Origin of the sequence: Streptomyces sp. NPDC056231 (assembly GCF_048270745.1) — a bacterium.
GTDB lineage: Bacteria > Actinomycetota > Actinomycetes > Streptomycetales > Streptomycetaceae > Streptomyces.
In genome coordinates this window covers 222,743-237,762 of the sequence record NZ_JBLVKW010000003.1, presented here as the reverse complement: position 1 = coordinate 237,762, position 15,020 = coordinate 222,743, and the positions used below count along the sequence as shown (strand labels likewise).

General features: G+C 68.5%; 14 protein-coding genes, 2 pseudogenes and 1 riboswitch. Of the genes and pseudogenes, 7 read left to right on the top strand and 9 right to left on the bottom strand.

The window, feature by feature from the left end:
* Positions 1 to 30: 30 nt before the first annotated feature.
* Entirely contained in the window at positions 31 to 1,407 is a 1,377-nt protein-coding gene (locus ACNPQM_RS04795; protein ID WP_418082958.1) for a serine hydrolase domain-containing protein, read from the top strand.
* Between the two features lie 53 nt (positions 1,408 to 1,460).
* On the opposite strand, the gene ACNPQM_RS04790 is transcribed toward ACNPQM_RS04795, so the two are convergent.
* The 4 genes and pseudogenes from ACNPQM_RS04790 to ACNPQM_RS04775 all read right to left on the bottom strand — a co-directional run bounded on the left by ACNPQM_RS04790 (position 1,461) and on the right by ACNPQM_RS04775 (position 4,438).
* Entirely contained in the window at positions 1,461 to 2,624 is a 1,164-nt protein-coding gene (locus tag ACNPQM_RS04790) for a winged helix DNA-binding domain-containing protein (protein WP_418082957.1), read from the bottom strand.
* Positions 2,625 to 2,670: 46 nt separating this feature from the next.
* Positions 2,671 to 3,123 (bottom strand): GNAT family N-acetyltransferase, encoded by a 453-nt coding sequence (locus ACNPQM_RS04785; protein WP_358856621.1) that lies wholly within the window; start codon positions 3,121 to 3,123, stop codon positions 2,671 to 2,673.
* 19 nt (positions 3,124 to 3,142) lie between these two features.
* Positions 3,143 to 3,340: pseudogene (locus ACNPQM_RS04780) on the bottom strand (MarR family transcriptional regulator); the annotation flags it as partial.
* Positions 3,341 to 3,547: 207 nt separating this feature from the next.
* Positions 3,548 to 4,438, bottom strand: a complete 891-nt coding sequence (locus tag ACNPQM_RS04775) for a GNAT family N-acetyltransferase (RefSeq protein ID WP_418082956.1) — start codon at positions 4,436 to 4,438, stop codon at positions 3,548 to 3,550.
* Positions 4,439 to 4,886: 448 nt separating this feature from the next.
* Between ACNPQM_RS04775 and ACNPQM_RS04770 the strand changes: the two are divergent.
* A pseudogene (locus tag ACNPQM_RS04770) lies at positions 4,887 to 6,014 on the top strand (globin domain-containing protein); the annotation flags it as partial.
* Positions 6,015 to 6,058: 44 nt separating this feature from the next.
* On the opposite strand, the gene ACNPQM_RS04765 reads toward ACNPQM_RS04770, so the two are convergent.
* From ACNPQM_RS04765 to ACNPQM_RS04750, 4 genes are all read right to left on the bottom strand, one after another.
* A complete protein-coding gene (locus tag ACNPQM_RS04765) occupies positions 6,059 to 6,538 on the bottom strand; it encodes an NUDIX hydrolase (protein ID WP_358856618.1) in 480 nt (159 codons plus the stop codon).
* Between the two features lie 53 nt (positions 6,539 to 6,591).
* Positions 6,592 to 7,488 carry a LysR family transcriptional regulator gene (locus tag ACNPQM_RS04760; RefSeq protein ID WP_418082955.1) on the bottom strand — a complete coding sequence of 299 codons (897 nt, stop codon included), beginning with the start codon at positions 7,486 to 7,488 and terminating at the stop codon, positions 6,592 to 6,594.
* A 224-nt stretch (positions 7,489 to 7,712) separates the two neighbouring features.
* Positions 7,713 to 8,837, bottom strand: a complete 1,125-nt coding sequence (locus tag ACNPQM_RS04755) for a cystathionine gamma-lyase (RefSeq protein WP_418082954.1) — start codon at positions 8,835 to 8,837, stop codon at positions 7,713 to 7,715.
* A gap of 39 nt (positions 8,838 to 8,876) precedes the next feature.
* Complete coding sequence (locus tag ACNPQM_RS04750) at positions 8,877 to 9,254, bottom strand: phage holin family protein (protein WP_358856615.1); 378 nt, start codon at positions 9,252 to 9,254, stop codon at positions 8,877 to 8,879.
* Between the two features lie 68 nt (positions 9,255 to 9,322).
* On the opposite strand from ACNPQM_RS04750, the gene ACNPQM_RS04745 reads away from it, so the two are divergent.
* The 4 genes from ACNPQM_RS04745 (at position 9,323) to ACNPQM_RS04730 (ending at position 11,536) form a co-directional block, all read left to right on the top strand.
* Complete coding sequence (locus ACNPQM_RS04745) at positions 9,323 to 9,640, top strand: cupin domain-containing protein (RefSeq protein ID WP_037702197.1); 318 nt, start codon at positions 9,323 to 9,325, stop codon at positions 9,638 to 9,640.
* 127 nt (positions 9,641 to 9,767) lie between these two features.
* Entirely contained in the window at positions 9,768 to 9,980 is a 213-nt protein-coding gene (locus ACNPQM_RS04740; RefSeq protein ID WP_328891310.1) for a DUF5326 family protein, read from the top strand.
* Between the two features lie 246 nt (positions 9,981 to 10,226).
* A complete protein-coding gene (locus ACNPQM_RS04735; protein WP_358856614.1) occupies positions 10,227 to 10,997 on the top strand; it encodes an IclR family transcriptional regulator in 771 nt (256 codons plus the stop codon).
* A gap of 101 nt (positions 10,998 to 11,098) precedes the next feature.
* On the top strand, positions 11,099 to 11,536 hold the full coding sequence (locus tag ACNPQM_RS04730; protein WP_277327198.1) for an SsgA family sporulation/cell division regulator: 438 nt from the start codon (positions 11,099 to 11,101) through the stop codon (positions 11,534 to 11,536).
* Between the two features lie 81 nt (positions 11,537 to 11,617).
* Here the strand turns inward: ACNPQM_RS04730 and ACNPQM_RS04725 are convergent, their stop codons facing one another.
* Positions 11,618 to 12,955, bottom strand: coding sequence for a YibE/F family protein (locus tag ACNPQM_RS04725; protein ID WP_418082953.1), 1,338 nt, complete (start codon positions 12,953 to 12,955; stop codon positions 11,618 to 11,620).
* A 70-nt stretch (positions 12,956 to 13,025) separates the two neighbouring features.
* Positions 13,026 to 13,159: riboswitch (TPP riboswitch) on the top strand.
* On the opposite strand from ACNPQM_RS04725, the gene thiC reads away from it, so the two are divergent.
* A complete protein-coding gene (gene thiC / locus ACNPQM_RS04720) occupies positions 13,152 to 14,942 on the top strand; it encodes a phosphomethylpyrimidine synthase ThiC (protein ID WP_358856612.1) in 1,791 nt (596 codons plus the stop codon). Its footprint overlaps the riboswitch before it by 8 nt.
* Positions 14,943 to 15,020: the final 78 nt, after the last annotated feature.

Below are 15,020 nucleotides of genomic sequence, written 5' to 3'. Positions count from 1 at the left end.
GACGAGTCGATGTGCCGGTACTTGTTGACCATGACCTATTCCTCAGAAGAGTTGCTTCCCGGTACGCAGCGGGCGCTGCTGCACCGCATCGCCTCCGCACAGGTCGAAGGCCGTACGCCCTCGCTCGTCGCTGCGGTGCAGCGCCAGGGCCGGATCGTCTGGAACGGATCGCGCAGTTGCGTCGACGGTCACGCCCCCGACTCCGATACGCAGTTCAGGATCGGTTCTCTGACCAAGATCTTCACAGCCGTGCTGGTCCTGCGGCTGCGTGACGAGGGTCTGCTCGATCTCGACGACCCGCTGGAAAAGCACCTGCCAGGGACAGGCGTCGGCGGGGTCACCGTCCTCCAACTACTGGGCCACAGTGCGGGGCTGAGCGCCGAGTCGCCCGCGCCCTGGTGGGAGCGGACGCCGGGAAGTCTGCGCCCCGAACTTGCCGACGTCCTCGGCGAGCAGACGCGGATGCATCCTCCCGGCCGTCGTCACCATTACTCGAACCCCGGCTACTCAGTGCTCGGAGCGCTGGTCGAGGCGGTGCGCGGCGCATCGTGGGCGGAGGTGCTGCAGCGCGAGATCCTGGAACCGTTGGGCATGCGTCGTACGAGCAGCCAGCCGCAGGAGCCGCACGCGGGTGGCTGGGCCGTCCACCCGTGGGCCGATGTCCTGCTTCCCGAACCGGCGGAGGACCTCGGTCTCATGGCACCGGCCGGGCAGCTCTGGTCGACCACCACCGACCTCCTCCGGTTCGCCGCCTTCCTTGTCGAGGGGGATGACCGGGTGCTCGGCGCCGCCTCGGTGGAGGAGATGCGTGCTCCGTCGGTGCCGTCCGGTCCCGGGGAGGGCGCTTACGGTCTCGGCCTGCAGGTCGTAGAACAGAAAGGCCGCACCCTGCTCGGGCACACCGGCTCGCTGCCGGGGTTCCTGGCCACGCTCTGGTTCAGCATCGAGGACGATGTGGCCGCCGTGGTGCTCACCAATGCCACTTCTGGGCCGTTCGTCGCAACGGTCGCCGCGGACCTCGTGGAGATCGTCGCCGAGGCCGAGCCGCGCATCCCTGAGCCCTGGCGCCCGCTGCCCGAGGCCGACCCTGGACTCCTCGCGCTGACCGGACTCTGGTTCTGGGGCACACGCCCGAATGTCCTGCGCCTGACTGCAGACCGGGGGCTGGAACTGGGGCCGCTGCGTGGCGACGGCCGCGGTGCCCGATTCGTCGCGCAGCTGGACGGCACCTGGACCGGCCTCGATGGTTATTACGCGGGGGAGACGCTCCGTGTCGTCCGGGACGTCGACGGAAGCGTGAGCCATCTCGACCTGGGGTCGTTCGTCTTCACACGTGAGCCCTACGATCCCGCGTCGGCCGTTCCCGGTGGGGTGGACGCGGAGGGCTGGCGGGGCCTCGGCGCCTGAGCGTCACGGCGTCCGGCGTCACGTTTCACGTGAAACGTGACGCCGGAGCCCGTTCATGCCGTCAACTCCCTCTCCAGCGGCGTGCGGAAGCGTGGAGTGATCCGTGTTTCCCCCACCCACTCCGACAGCCGGGCAGCCTCCGCCTCGATCGCGCCGGTGGCATCCCGGCCGATGTCGGACAGCAGCCGCCAGACCGGCTCGCCATCGGCTCGCTGTGCCCAGCCACCCACGATCTCGCCGTTCCACCACACCGTCGGGCCGATGTTGCCGGCCCGGTCGAAGAGGGCCGCCCGGTGCTCGGCCGGAAGATGGAAACCGCGGTCGGCCCAACCCATCGCGCTCGGGTCGAGGGCGGGAAGCAGTGCCGCCCACGGCTCAAGGGGCGGTTCGGTCTCCGTGTCCCCCGGGGAGACCCAGCCCGTCGCGCCGCTGTCGAGCCGCACCTCCTCGGCTCCGGTGGCTGCCAGCGCACTGCGTACCTGGCCGAGGCCCCAGCCCGTCCACCACTTCAGATCGGCCTCGGTCGCGGGACCGTACGAGCGGAGATAGCGCAGGGCCAGTTCCGCCTGTGCCTCTGCGAGCTCCCGGGCGGGCCATGGCTCGCCTGCCGTCCAGCGGAACTGGCTGGAGGTCCAGGAGCCGCGCGGCCGGTCCCGGCGGATCAGGCCTTCAGCTGCCAGTACCCGCAGAACACGGGTGGCGACTCCCTGAACCGTCTCCTGTTTCTTGCCGGGGAAGATCGTGATCTTCGTACGCAGCGCCGGCACGGCGGCGGACAGCTCGCTGCCGGTGGCAGAGCCGCGCGCTGTGAGGGCGGCCAGGGTCGCCTTTTCCGTCTCGACGAGCCAGCTCTCGTCCAGTCCGTTCCCGTCGTCCCGCAGGTGCTTGAGGAAGGTCCGGCGCTCCTTGGCGGCCACGGCTCGGGCGTTCGACGCATCGACATACGGGGCGAGCCTGCTCGACACCGTGAAGAGGGTGTTGCGCATGGAGAGCAGCCGGACCAGCGAGACGTCCTCGTAGAGAGCCCGCTCCACCGTATTTACGCTTGCCTCGGCGAGCCGGGCGCAGGCGGAAAGAAAGACAGTGGCCGCGTCGGTGGCGTGCAGGGCAACGACCGCGTCGGCCACGGACACCGCGGATGCGGCCCGCACGGAGGGCCCCAGGAGGTGACGTCGGCCGAGTCTGATCCGGCGCTGTGTGTCGCTTATGGCGTGCATCGAGCGCTCCTTCGGTCCGTCGGATCCTGTGGGTTCCGAGCTGCGGTCACAGAGCGAGCTTGAAGCCTACGTGACTGGCGGTGAAGCCGAGCCGCTCGTAGAAGCGATGGGCATCGGTCCGGGTCGCATCGGACGTCAGCTGGACCAACTGGCAGTTCTGCCGCCGGGATTCGTCCACGGCCCACTGGATCAGCCGGGTGCCGAGGCCGCTGCCGCGCTCATCGGCATGGACGCGAACACCCTCGATGATGGAGCGGGTCGAGCCGCGCCGGGAGAGCCCGGGGATCACCGTCAGTTGCAGGGTCCCGACAACACTGCCTTCGCGGAGGGCGACGACCAGGTGCTGGTTCGGATCATCGGCGAGTCGCTGGAATGCGGAGTGGTAGGGGGCGAGATCGTCCGGCGACTCGCGCTGCGCCCCCAGCGGGTCGTCCGCGAGCATGGCCACGACGGCCGGGATGTCGGTGGGGGCCGCAGGGCGTATTTCCAGATCGCTCATGATCGGCAGACTACGCAGTTCAGGCGGCCCGCGCGGGGGCGTTCAGATCTTCGACCGCCGTGACGAGCGGGGCCGGCTCGGGGTTTCTGGCCGCCTCGTCGAGGGCGGTGCGCAGAGCGGCGTCGTTGGTCGGCCGGGCCTGTGCGAGCAATGTGAGGCCGGCATCGGTGACATTGGTGCAGATGCCGCGGCGGTCGGTCTCGCAGAGCCGCCGTGACGGCTCTCGGCTGATTCGCCAACCGCTTTGAACGCAGCGGAAATCCATGGGTGTCCGTCCCCATGTGCCAGGAGAATCCAGGCACATGAGGACGGAGATCTACGGTGTCGGTGACACAAGCGTCCGGCTCGCGGTCCGGTTCGGATGACATGACAACGGGTTGGTGACAGGCATTTCCCGGCCCGGTGCCGCTCAGCCCGGTCCGCGTCAGCCCGTCGCCACGGTCAGCGGTGCGAAGCGACGGGTCCAGTCCCCCGGCAGGTCCGGGGACCGGTAGGCCATCACCGTTGTTCCGGAGCCGGCCGGTTGCAGACCGCACTCCTTGAGCCGGTCCAACAGTTCTTCATGACGTGCGTCGATGTCCGCGCGCAGGGGACGGTCCGTCGCCTGCGCGAGGGAGTCGACGAGCGCCATCGCCGTGACGGTGTTCCGGGCGATCAGCGGACCGACCACATGGACACCCTCGCTCGGCCACAGCGCCGCGTAGCCGACAAGCCCGCCCTCGTCCTCCGCGACCCGGAGGTGATCTGCGAAGGCCGGCAGACGGGCAAGGAGATGCGTCCGGTCCGCGCCGAATACCTCCGCGTCCAGCCGGAGCAGGGCACGCAGATCCTCGGCCGTCGCCGGACGGACGGTCATGCTGGACGCTGTGGCAGCGCCGTCGGCGGACGCGTCGGTCGGCCGGAAACGACCACTGATCCGCTCGACCCGGCCCACCGCTTCGAAACCGAGCTCTTCGTACAGCGGCCGCCCGGCCGACGTCGCGTACAGGCTGAGTGAGGACTCCCCCGCCGTTTCGATCACCTGGTGCATGAGGCGCCGGGCGATCCCCTGGCGCGCGTACCGTTCGGCGACGAGGAGCATGCCGATGGCGGCGAGGCCCTGGCCGTATGGGGTCATCACACACACGGCCATCAGGCCTTTGCCCTCGGGAGCATCGATGCCGTAGCCCGTCCCGGCGGAGAGGAGCAGGGCCCAGCGGTGCTCGTCACGCGGCCAGCCGCGGTCCTCGCAGAGATTGGCGCAGGCGACCAGGTCTCCCCGGGTGAGGCGCCGGACGGGCGTTTCGGTGTGCGGGTGGGGCAGTGGGCTGGGCATGAGGGCCAGGCTGTCCGACGCGGTGATCGCTCGTCCACCGCTTTACCGGATCCGGCCGAGACGCATGTGCGCCGACCGTGCCGACACTGCCCGCACGGCCAGAGAGCCGAGCCCGCGGTGAGGGCTCGGCAGCGAGCTGCACGTGTGCGCAGTTTCCCGTGAAACACGTAGCTGAGCGACGGGCAGAGGCGATCCGGCGCTGATGCGTGCTGCCCGCATTGTCCTCGGTTCCCGGCCTGGCCATGGCGCAAAAGAGCGTAACGGCAGAACTGGCTCGGATACCCGGACTTCCCGCTATTTGTCCGGCCTGCAGGTGTCGCAGGCATGCTGGGCGAGGGACCGCAGGCGGTGCGTGCGGTGTCGGCACGCTCATGCGACCAGAAGACGCTCGAGGCGAGGCACAGTTATGGACGCTCCGGCCACCATGTCGACCGGCGACGGAACTCCGAGATCGCCCGACGCGACCCTGATCCGCCGCACCCTGGCAGAGCTCACTCCTGTCGCGGACCAGGCCACCTCGTACTTCTACGCCCTGCTCTTCGTGCGCCGCCCCGATCTGCGGGCCATGTTTCCGGTTGCGATGGACCCTCAGCGCGACCGTCTTCTCCGGGCGATCCTCACGGCTGCCGACCGGATGGACGACCCTGATGTGCTGACCGAGTATCTCGGCGGACTGGCCCGCGGGCACCGTAAATACGGCGCTCTGCCCGCGCACTATCCCGCATTCGGTGAGGCTCTCCTCGGCGCACTGAGCCGCTACGCCGCCACCTGGGACGGGGAGACCGAGGCGGCCTGGATCCGTGCCTACACCGCGATGTCGCAGATCATGATCGACGCGGCTGCCGAGGACGAGGAACGGGCTCCCGCCTGGTGGCTGGCGGAGGTTGTCTCCCATGACCTCAGAACGCCCGACACAGCGGTCCTCACCGTCCGTCCCGACCAGGCGTATCCCTTCCTCGCGGGCCAGTACGCCGCCATGGAAACCCCGTGGCGGCCGCGGATCTGGCGGCACTACTCCTTCGCCTCGGCCCCTCGGCCCGACGGTCTGCTCACCTTCCATGTCAAGGCGGTCCCGGCGGGCTGGGTCTCCAACGCTCTGGTGCGCCGGGCCCGCCCCGGCGACGTGGTGCGTCTCGGCCCGCCCACCGGCTCGATGACCGTCGACCACACCACCCACAACGGTCTGCTCTGCCTGGGCGGCGGCACGGGTATCGCGCCCATCAAGGCACTCGTCGAGGATGTCGCGGAGCACGGCGACCGGCGCCCGGTGGAGGTCTTCTACGGCGCACGCAGCGACCGCGACCTGTACGACATCGACACAATGCTGCGGCTCCAGAAGACCTTTCCCTGGCTCGCCGTGCGGCCTGTGGTCTCCAGCGGTACAGGGAACGGGCGGAAAGGCCTGCTGCCCGACGCGGTGCGCGAAGGCGGTCCGTGGCCCGGGTACGACGCCTATCTCGCGGGGCCGCCGGGGATGATCCGCAGCGTTGTGGACGTCCTCAGAGGGATCGGCATGCCGCCCGAGCGCATCCGGCATGACTCCGTCGAGGAACTGGAGCTCCTGGGGCCGGGCTGACCACGAGGGCCCATCCCGTCGGCACGGGGCCTCCGGGATCGGGATCAGCCCAGGTCCGGCGCGTGCATCGCCCGGACGCCCTCGATGTTGCCGTCCAGGTAGTGCCGCAGCGACAGCGGCACGAGATGGACGGCGGCGATCCCGACCCGGCTGAACGGCACCCGTACGACGTCGTACTCGCCGCACGGATCGTCGATCTCGGGACCGTGCCGCCGGGACAGGTCCATCGAGTCCAGCCGGCAGACGAAGAAGTGCTGGACCTTGACACCCTTCACCCCACCGCCCTCGATGTGTTCCACGGTGTCGACGAAGCAGGGGACCACATCGGTGATCTTGGCGCCGAGCTCTTCGTCCACCTCGCGGTGGAGTGCGTCGACGACGGTTGCGTCCTCGGGCTCGACCCCGCCGCCCGGCGTGAGCCAGTACGGATCCACCCCCGGCTTGGTGCGCTTGATGAGGATGAGGTCGTTGCCGTCGAGCAGGATGGCGCGTGCGGTGCGCTTGACCACAGGACGTTCGGTCATGGCAAGAGAGTGGCCCACAGAACCCTTTCTGAAACACCCGCCCTGCCGTCGGGTCACCAATCGACGGCAGCGCGCACCAGCCACTCGTGCGCCCGCGCGATATGCGACAGCGCGAGTGTGCCGGTCCGCGCGGCCAGGAAGTAGGTGCGCAGCGGCGGCACGGGCGGGTCCAGGAGGGCCACCACCTCGCCGCGCTCCAGTGCCCCCTCGCACAGATAGCGCGGTAACACAGCGAGTCCGGCGCCCGCCGCGGTGCACTCCAGGACCGCGCGCAGATCCGGCGCGATGACGGTGCCCGCTGCAGCCGGCCGCCCGTCGAAGACGGCGGCCCAGTAGCGGGAGACGAACGGAAGGCTCTCATGCACCTCCACCACCGGCAGCTGCTGAAGCACCACGGGACCCTTGTGCCGCAGCGCTCCGGGTCCGATGCGAGCCGCCCAGCGTGGGGCGGCGACCAGCACATGCTCTTCGTCGCAGAGCGGAGTCGCGGTGAGCAGATCACCGCGCGGACGGACCGCCGCGATGGCCAGATCATGATGGCCGGCGGCGAGCCCCTCCAGCGCCTCCTCGGAACGGGCGAGGAACGTGCTGCGCAGGGCGAGGCCATGGGAGACGAGGGGGGTGAGCGCGGGCAGGGCCCGCAACGAGGTGAATTCCGGCGGACCGGCCAGATGCAGCGTCCGTACGGCCGACTCCTCGCCGAGCCCCGTCTCGGCGATCTCGACCAGTGCGTCCAGGTGGGGAGCGGCCCGGTGTGCGAGCTCGTCGCCCATGGTGGTCGGGGTGACGCCGCGGGCCCTGCGCAGGAAGAGCGGACGGCCCAGCTGCCGCTCCAGCGTGCGTATCTGCGAGGTGACCGCGGGCTGGGAGAGACCGAGCAGCGCGGCGGCCCGGGTGAAGGAACCGGCCCGGTGCACCGTGACGAATGTGCGCAGCAGGGCCAGGTCCATGTCTGGTTCCCTCCCGCCGTTTTGACGTGTCCGACCCGAACAATCATAAATATGCCGATAGGTCGCTGTCGCTACTGTGATTGGACTCTGACGCAGAGTCAATTAACCTTGTGCGGACGGTTCTTCGCACGTGAAACCGGGACGGTCCGAGCCGCGAGGGGGGAGGCTCGGACCGTCCGTACGGCTGGTTCTCCTCTGTCCTGACCTGGACCCCGGTATCCCTCCTAGCCCATCGCCCTGTCCAGAGCCCGCTCCACGTCGGCGATCAGGTCGTCCGCGTTCTCGGCCCCGACCGAGAATCGGATGAAACCCTCCGGTACCGCGTCGCCGCCCCAGCGCGCGCGACGTTCGGCGGTGGAGCGCACGCCGCCGAAGCTGGTGGCGTCGTCGACCAGCCGCAGTCCGGCAAGGAAGCGCTCCGCGATCTCGCGGTCGGGCAGCACGAACGACACCACGGAGCCGAAACGTCGCATCTGTCGCGCGGCGACCGGGTACGAGGGGTCGGTGGGCAGCCCGGGATACCGCAGCCCGGTCACCTCCTGCCGTTTGCCCAGCGCCTCGGCGAGAGCCAGCGCGGTCGCGCACTGCCGGTCGACGCGCAGCTCCAGCGTGGCCAGCGAACGGTGCGCGAGCCAGGCCTCCATCGGGCCGGGGATCGCCCCGGCCACCTTGCGCCAACGCCGGACACCCGCCGCCAGCTCCGGATCCCGGCACGTCACATGGCCGAGCAGGATGTCACCGTGCCCGGTCATGCCCTTGGTGTCACTGGCCACGGAGAAGTCGGCGCCCCATTCCAGAGGGCGCTGGCCGAGCGGAGTGGCGAGCGTGTTGTCCACGGCCACCAGAGCGCCGGCCGCGTGCGCGGCGTCGATGACCCGCCGCAGGTCGCAGACGTCGAGTCCCGGATTGGACGGCGTCTCGATCCACAGCAGCCGGGCCCCTTCCAGGACCGCAAGCTGTCCGTCGCTCCCGGTCGGCGCGGTCCGCACCTCGACCCCGTACGCCTCCAGCTGCTCACGCACCAGGGGCAGCGCCTGATAGCCGTCGGCGGGCAGGACGACGGTGTCACCGGTACGCGCCCGCGACAGCAGCACCGCCGATATCGCCGCCATCCCGGAGGCGAACACCGTGGTCTCGACGGCCTCTCCCGGCGCTTCGAGCTCGCCGATGGCCAGCTCCAGATGGGTCCAGGTCGGGTTGGTGTCCCGTCCGTAGGTGTACGGACCGGTCGGCTCGCCGGAGAGATGGAAGTGCGCCGCGAAGACCGGGCCGGGCAGGGTGGGTTGGTACTGCTCGGGTTCGGGAAGGCCTGCCCGTACCGCCCGGGTGCCGTCGCCCATGCTGCTCATGTCGCCCTCTCTGTTCTCTCTGGTCCGCGCGGCGTCTGATCAGTCCTCGTCGGGCAGGACCACGTTCAGCGCCCACGACACGATCGAGATGATGAGACCGCCGAGCACGGCGGTCCAGAAGCCGTGGACATGGAAGCTGAGATTGAACTGGCCCGCCAGCCAGGAGGTCAGCATCAGCATCAGCGCATTCACCACGAGGGTGATCAGCCCCAGTGTGAGGATGAACAGCGGCAGGGTGAGCACCTTCACGATCGGCTTGACCACGAAGTTCACCAGCCCGAAGAGCAGGGCGACCAGGATCAGGGTGAGCACCTTGCGGCCGGTGCTGCCGCCCGACAGCGTGATGTTGTCCAGCAGCCAGATGGCCACGGCCAGCGCACCCGTGTTGGCGATCGTCTTGACTACAAAATTCTTCATGTGTCTGATCGTGGCAGACACGATCGGTGGCGGACACCGGCTGTACAGAAGCAGGGAGCGGACGGGCCATGAAGGCATTCAGGCTGGACGAACTGGAGGCGGAACGTGCCGCCAACGACGGCGCGTATCTGCAGTTCCTGCGGGAGCGGAACATGTCCGTCGGCCTGTACGCGCTGGACGCCGGCGAACTCGACCCGCAGCAGCCGCACCAGCAGGACGAGGTCTACTTCATCGTCAGCGGTCGTGCCTCGATCACCGTGGGCATGGAGACCACGCAGGTGGGCAGGGGAAGCGTGGTGTATGTACCGGCCGGCGTGGCCCACAAGTTCCACCACATCACCGAGGATCTGCGGGTCATGGTGGTCTTCTCTCCACCCGAGAGCTGAGCCTGGCTCTCAGGGATCCCTCGGGGTTCGATCAGGGGAGATCAAGGGCTCCGGAGGCCCCGTCGGCGACCCTCGCGCCTCTAGCATCGAGTCAGGTACTCACAGGAATGAGGTAGGGACGATGGCTGTGCGGGAGATATTCGCGGGGATGCCCTGGTGGGTGAAGTGGGTCGCAGTGCCCGTCATCGCGATTGTGGTGTTCGGCGGTCTGATCGCCAGCGTGATCGGGTTCGTGATCGGTCTGCTCTTCAAGGCCCTGGTGTTCGTCATCCTGGTCGGTGGCCTCGTTTTCGTCGTACGGAAGTTCATGTCTTCCTCGTCCTCGCGCGGCGACTGGTAGCGGCGGGCGGTCACCAGTCGGGCAATTAGCCCAGCTGAGCTAAGCGCAGGACGAAACGGCGCCCTCTGCTTATGCGGCCTATACAGTGACAGTCCGCTGCCGCCGCCTGGGAATCAACTGTCCGTCACCGCTGTGCCCAGTGGTTTGTGCATACGTCCGGTCTCCGGACCTCAGGTTTGCGGCAGGACCGTGGGGGCGGCCCCCACGGACGGGCCGACCGCCCGTCGCCATGCCTGGGGGTGACTTTTGACCACGGCATCGAGCGCCGCTGTTCCGACGTTGATCGGTTCGGTTCAGCGGGCGTTGAGGCTGTTGGAGGCTGTGGGCGCCCATCGGGACGGGGCGCCCGCGAAGCAGCTCGCACGGGAAGCGGGACTTCCCCTTCCTACCGCCTATCACCTGCTGCGCACCCTCACTCATGAGGGCTACCTGCGCCGCGCGAACGGTGTTTTCCTCTTCGGTACTGCCGCAGAGAGGCTTGTCGACGACGGCTGTCTGCAGAATCGTCGCAGCAGAATGACCCAGTCGCTGGCCCGCTGGCGCGACATCATCGGTGCGCCGGTCTACTGCGCCGTCTACCGCGACGGCGAGATCGAACTCATCGCGGTTGCTGACACCCCCGCGGCTCCCGCGGTGGACGAGTGGGCCTCGTTCCGGGAGACCGGGCATGCCCATGCGCTCGGTCAGTGTCTGCTCAGCCAGCTCGACGAGAAGGCCCGTGAGGACCATCTGGACCGTCACCCTGTGCGGCCTCTGACCCGCTATTCGGTGCGGGACCGAGCGGCGCTTCTTGAACGGTTGAGGTCGTTGGAGCGGATGAAGCCTGTCATCGAACGACAGGAGTACGCCCTCGGGACGGTCTGTGCGGCCATCCCGATCACGGCCGGGTTCACTGCGGCCGCCATGGCGATTTCCATGCCTCTCGAGCAGGAAGATCGATTGCTCCCCGCAGTCGAACGACTACGAGGCGAAGTGGCAAGCCTCTTGCGCTCGTTCGTGTTCTCTATCAGTATCTGAAAAATCACTCCTTGTGATCTGCTATCGCGTGCACCACGATGGCGTCAATAGGGCCATGGGGGATCATTCCTGGCCAGATTCAACTACTGCGGGGTTGGACGATGCGCGAGTCGGTTCAAGCTGAGGTCATGATGAGCTTTCTCGTTTCCGAGGAGCTCTCATTTCGTATCCCGGTGGAACTCCGGTACGAGGTGTGCGATCCGTATGCGATCCGGATGACCTTCCATCTGCCCGGCGACGCCCCCGTCACCTGGGCTTTCGGTCGTGAGCTGCTGCTGGACGGCCTCAACAGCCCCAGCGGCGACGGCGATGTGCACATCAGTCCCACGGAGCCCGAGGGACTCTCCGACGTACACATCCGACTGCAGGTCGGGGCGGATCGCGCCCTGTTCAGGGCCGGTACAGCGCCACTCGTCGCGTTTCTCGACCGCACGGACAAGCTCGTGCCCCTCGGGCAGGAGTGCACGCTGAGTGACTTCGAGGGCAGCCTGGAAGAGGCGCTGGGCCGGATCCTGGCCAAGGAACAGAACGCCGGCTGAGGAAGAACTGCGCGGACGGCCTACCGGCCGATCGAACGCCGTATCCGCCGAACGGGTGATATGTGCTCCGCGTCGAGGTGCTCAATGCCTCGCCCTGCGACGTCGGCCCCTCCCGCCCCGTACGGGTGCCGAAGCTCCTGCTTCCGCGCCGAGCCCTGTGCGGTCCGCGGACACCACCAGCGCCGCGAGCACCGTCGTCACCGGCACCGAGGCGACGAGTCCGATCGAGCCGACCAGCGTCCGGACGATCTCCTCCGCCACGAGCTCGCTCGTGGCCACCGTCCCCACACCGCTCTGCGCGATCGAGAACAGCAGCAGCAAGGGAAGCGCGGCGCCTGCGTAGGCGAGCACCAGCGTATTGACCACCGAGGCGATATGGTCGCGACCGATCCTGATCCCTGCCCGGTACAGCTTTCGCGCACCCATGGTCGGGTCCGCCTGGTGCAGCTCCCAGACCGCCGACGTCTGGGTGACCGTCACGTCGTCGAGCACACCGAGCGAACCGATGATGACGCCGGCCAGCAGCAGGCCGCTCATGTCGATGTGGGGGTAGAGGCCGTGGATCAGACCGGTGCTGTCGTCGGTGTTCCCCGTCAGGCTCGCCCAGCCGATGAAGAGCGAACCGAGCAGCCCGATCAGCAGCAGTGAGATCAGGGTGCCGATGACCGCGACCGAGGTACGTGCGGTCAGGCCATGGCACATGTAGAGCGCGATGAGCATGATCGCGCTGGCCCCGACGACCGCGACGAGCAGCGGATTCGACCCCTGAAGGATCGCGGGGAGGATGAACAGGGTCAGTACGGCGAACGACACCGCGAGCGCGACCAGCGCCATCAACCCGCGCATTCTGCCGACGACGACCACGGCGAGAGCGAAGATCCCGGCCAGCAGAGCCATCGGGAACGTCCGGTTCACGTCCGTCACGGAGTACTGCAGGTCATGGGGTGCGTCGGGGGCGTACGCCACAACCACGCCCTGACCCTGGCCCAACTGCCGAGGGGCGTCGGGCTGAACGATCTCGACGAACGTGCGCCCCTTGTCGTGCCCGGTCGTCACCTCGACCGTGGCCTTCTCGCACAGCCCCGGTTCCTGACCGGCGCCCGCGTCCTTAGATGGCGTCGTGGTGCCGCCCGTGACCGGCGTCTGTGCGGCATTCACGTCCTTGCAGTCGACCTTGTCGACGTTCACCACCTTGCCCTGCTGGGTCTGCCGGTCGAAACCGACACCGGTGCGCTCGTGCGCGGGCGCACCGCCCGGCCAGAGAACCACCAGGCCGACGACGACCGCGGTGGCGAACGGGATCAGCACACCCGCGATGACCTTGCGCAGATGTGTGGAGACCGGCGCAGCAGGGCCGTGGCTGTGCGAATGCCCGTGCTGATGGTCCTGCGATCCGGGGGCGCTCTGGAGGGATGTCACCGGTCGATCATCGCAAGAAGGAACAGGCCCTCTGTCCAGCACGCCGGAACAGGCGCTAGCGTGGTGGCACCTTTGCACACGCGGGAGCTCGGAGCACCGGGCTGAGAGGGCGCTGATATCCGTACATCCGTACGGGACAGGCTGCGCCGACCGCCGAACCTGTTACCGGGTAATGCCGGCGTAGGGAGTAGGTCTCATGACCACATCGGACGCACGCACGCCTGCCTCGAACCAGAGCGACGAGGCCGGCACGTCCATCGGCTGGCACAAGGGATACGTCCAGGGCTCGCGCCCGGACCTCCAGGTGCCGGTCCGAAAGGTGCACCTCACCAACGGCAAGGACGTGACGCTGTACGACACGTCGGGGCCGTACACCGATCCCGCCACCGAAACCGACGTACGGCGCGGTCTCGCACCCCTGCGGGAGAACTGGATCACCGCCCGCGGCGACACCGAGGAGTACGTGGGCCGCCCCGTCCGCCCCGAGGACGACGGGCTGGTGCACACCTCGCCGCGCGGCGGACTGCGCAACCTCGACGCCGTCTTCCCCGGCCGTCCGCGCCGTCCGCGCCGCAGCCGCGACGGGCGGCCCGTCACCCAGCTCACATACGCCCGCCGGGGCGAGATCACCCCGGAGATGGAGTACGTGGCGATCCGGGAGAACGTCGAACCCGAGGTCGTACGCGAGGAGATCGCCGCCGGCCGGGCGGTCCTGCCGGCCAACGTCAACCACCCGGAGACCGAGCCGATGATCATCGGCAAGCGGTTCTTGGTGAAGGTCAACGCCAACATCGGCAACTCCGCGGTCACTTCCTCCATCGAGGAGGAGGTCGAGAAGATGACCTGGGCGACGCGGTGGGGCGCCGACACGGTCATGGATCTCTCCACCGGCCGCAACATTCACACCACCCGTGAGTGGGTGCTGCGCAACTCCCCCGTGCCGATCGGCACCGTGCCCCTCTACCAGGCCCTCGAAAAGGTCGACGGCAGGGCGGAGGAGCTGACGTGGGAGATCTACAAGGACACTGTGATCGAGCAGGCCGAGCAGGGCGTCGACTACATGACGGTCCATGCCGGCGTGCGGCTGCCCTATGTCCCGCTCACCGCCCGGCGCAAGACCGGGATCGTCTCCCGCGGTGGGTCGATCATGGCCGCGTGGTGCCTGGCGCACCACAAGGAATCGTTCCTGTACGAGAACTTCGAGGAGCTCTGCGAGCTCCTCGCGACGTACGACGTGACGTACTCGCTGGGCGACGGACTGCGCCCCGGCTCGATCGCCGACGCCAACGACGAGGCGCAGTTCGCCGAACTGCGTACGCTGGGCGAGCTCAACTCGGTCGCCAAGCGGTTCGGTGTCCAGACCATGATCGAGGGCCCGGGCCATGTCCCGATGCACAAGATCAAGGAGAACATCGACCTCCAGCAGGAGATCTGCGAGGAGGCGCCGTTCTACACGCTCGGCCCGCTGACCACCGATATCGCCCCGGCGTACGACCACATCACCTCGGGCATCGGCGCCGCGATGATCGCTTGGTGGGGGACGGCGATGCTCTGTTACGTCACGCCCAAGGAGCACCTGGGCCTGCCCAACCGGGACGACGTGAAGACGGGCGTCATCACCTACAAGATCGCGGCCCATGCTGCGGACCTCGCCAAGGGACATCCAGGGGCGCGGGACTGGGACGACGCACTGTCGGACGCGCGGTTCGAGTTCCGCTGGGAGGACCAGTTCAACCTGGCACTCGACCCGGACACGGCGCGGGAGTTCCACGACGAGACGCTGCCGGCCGAGCCGGCGAAGACGGCCCACTTCTGCTCGATGTGCGGCCCGAAGTTCTGCTCGATGAAGATCAGCCGAAGCATCTCGGAGCAGTTCGGCGGCGACGAGCCCGCGGCGACCGAGGCCGAGATCGCCGAGGGCATGATGAAGAAGTCGGCGGAGTTCGCGGCCGCGGGCAACCGCGTGTACCTCCCGCTCACCGACTGAGTAGCCGCACCGGAACGGCCCGCGGCCCCCGGGAACCACTGGGGAGCCGCGGGCCGCTACCACCAACCACCCGCCGGC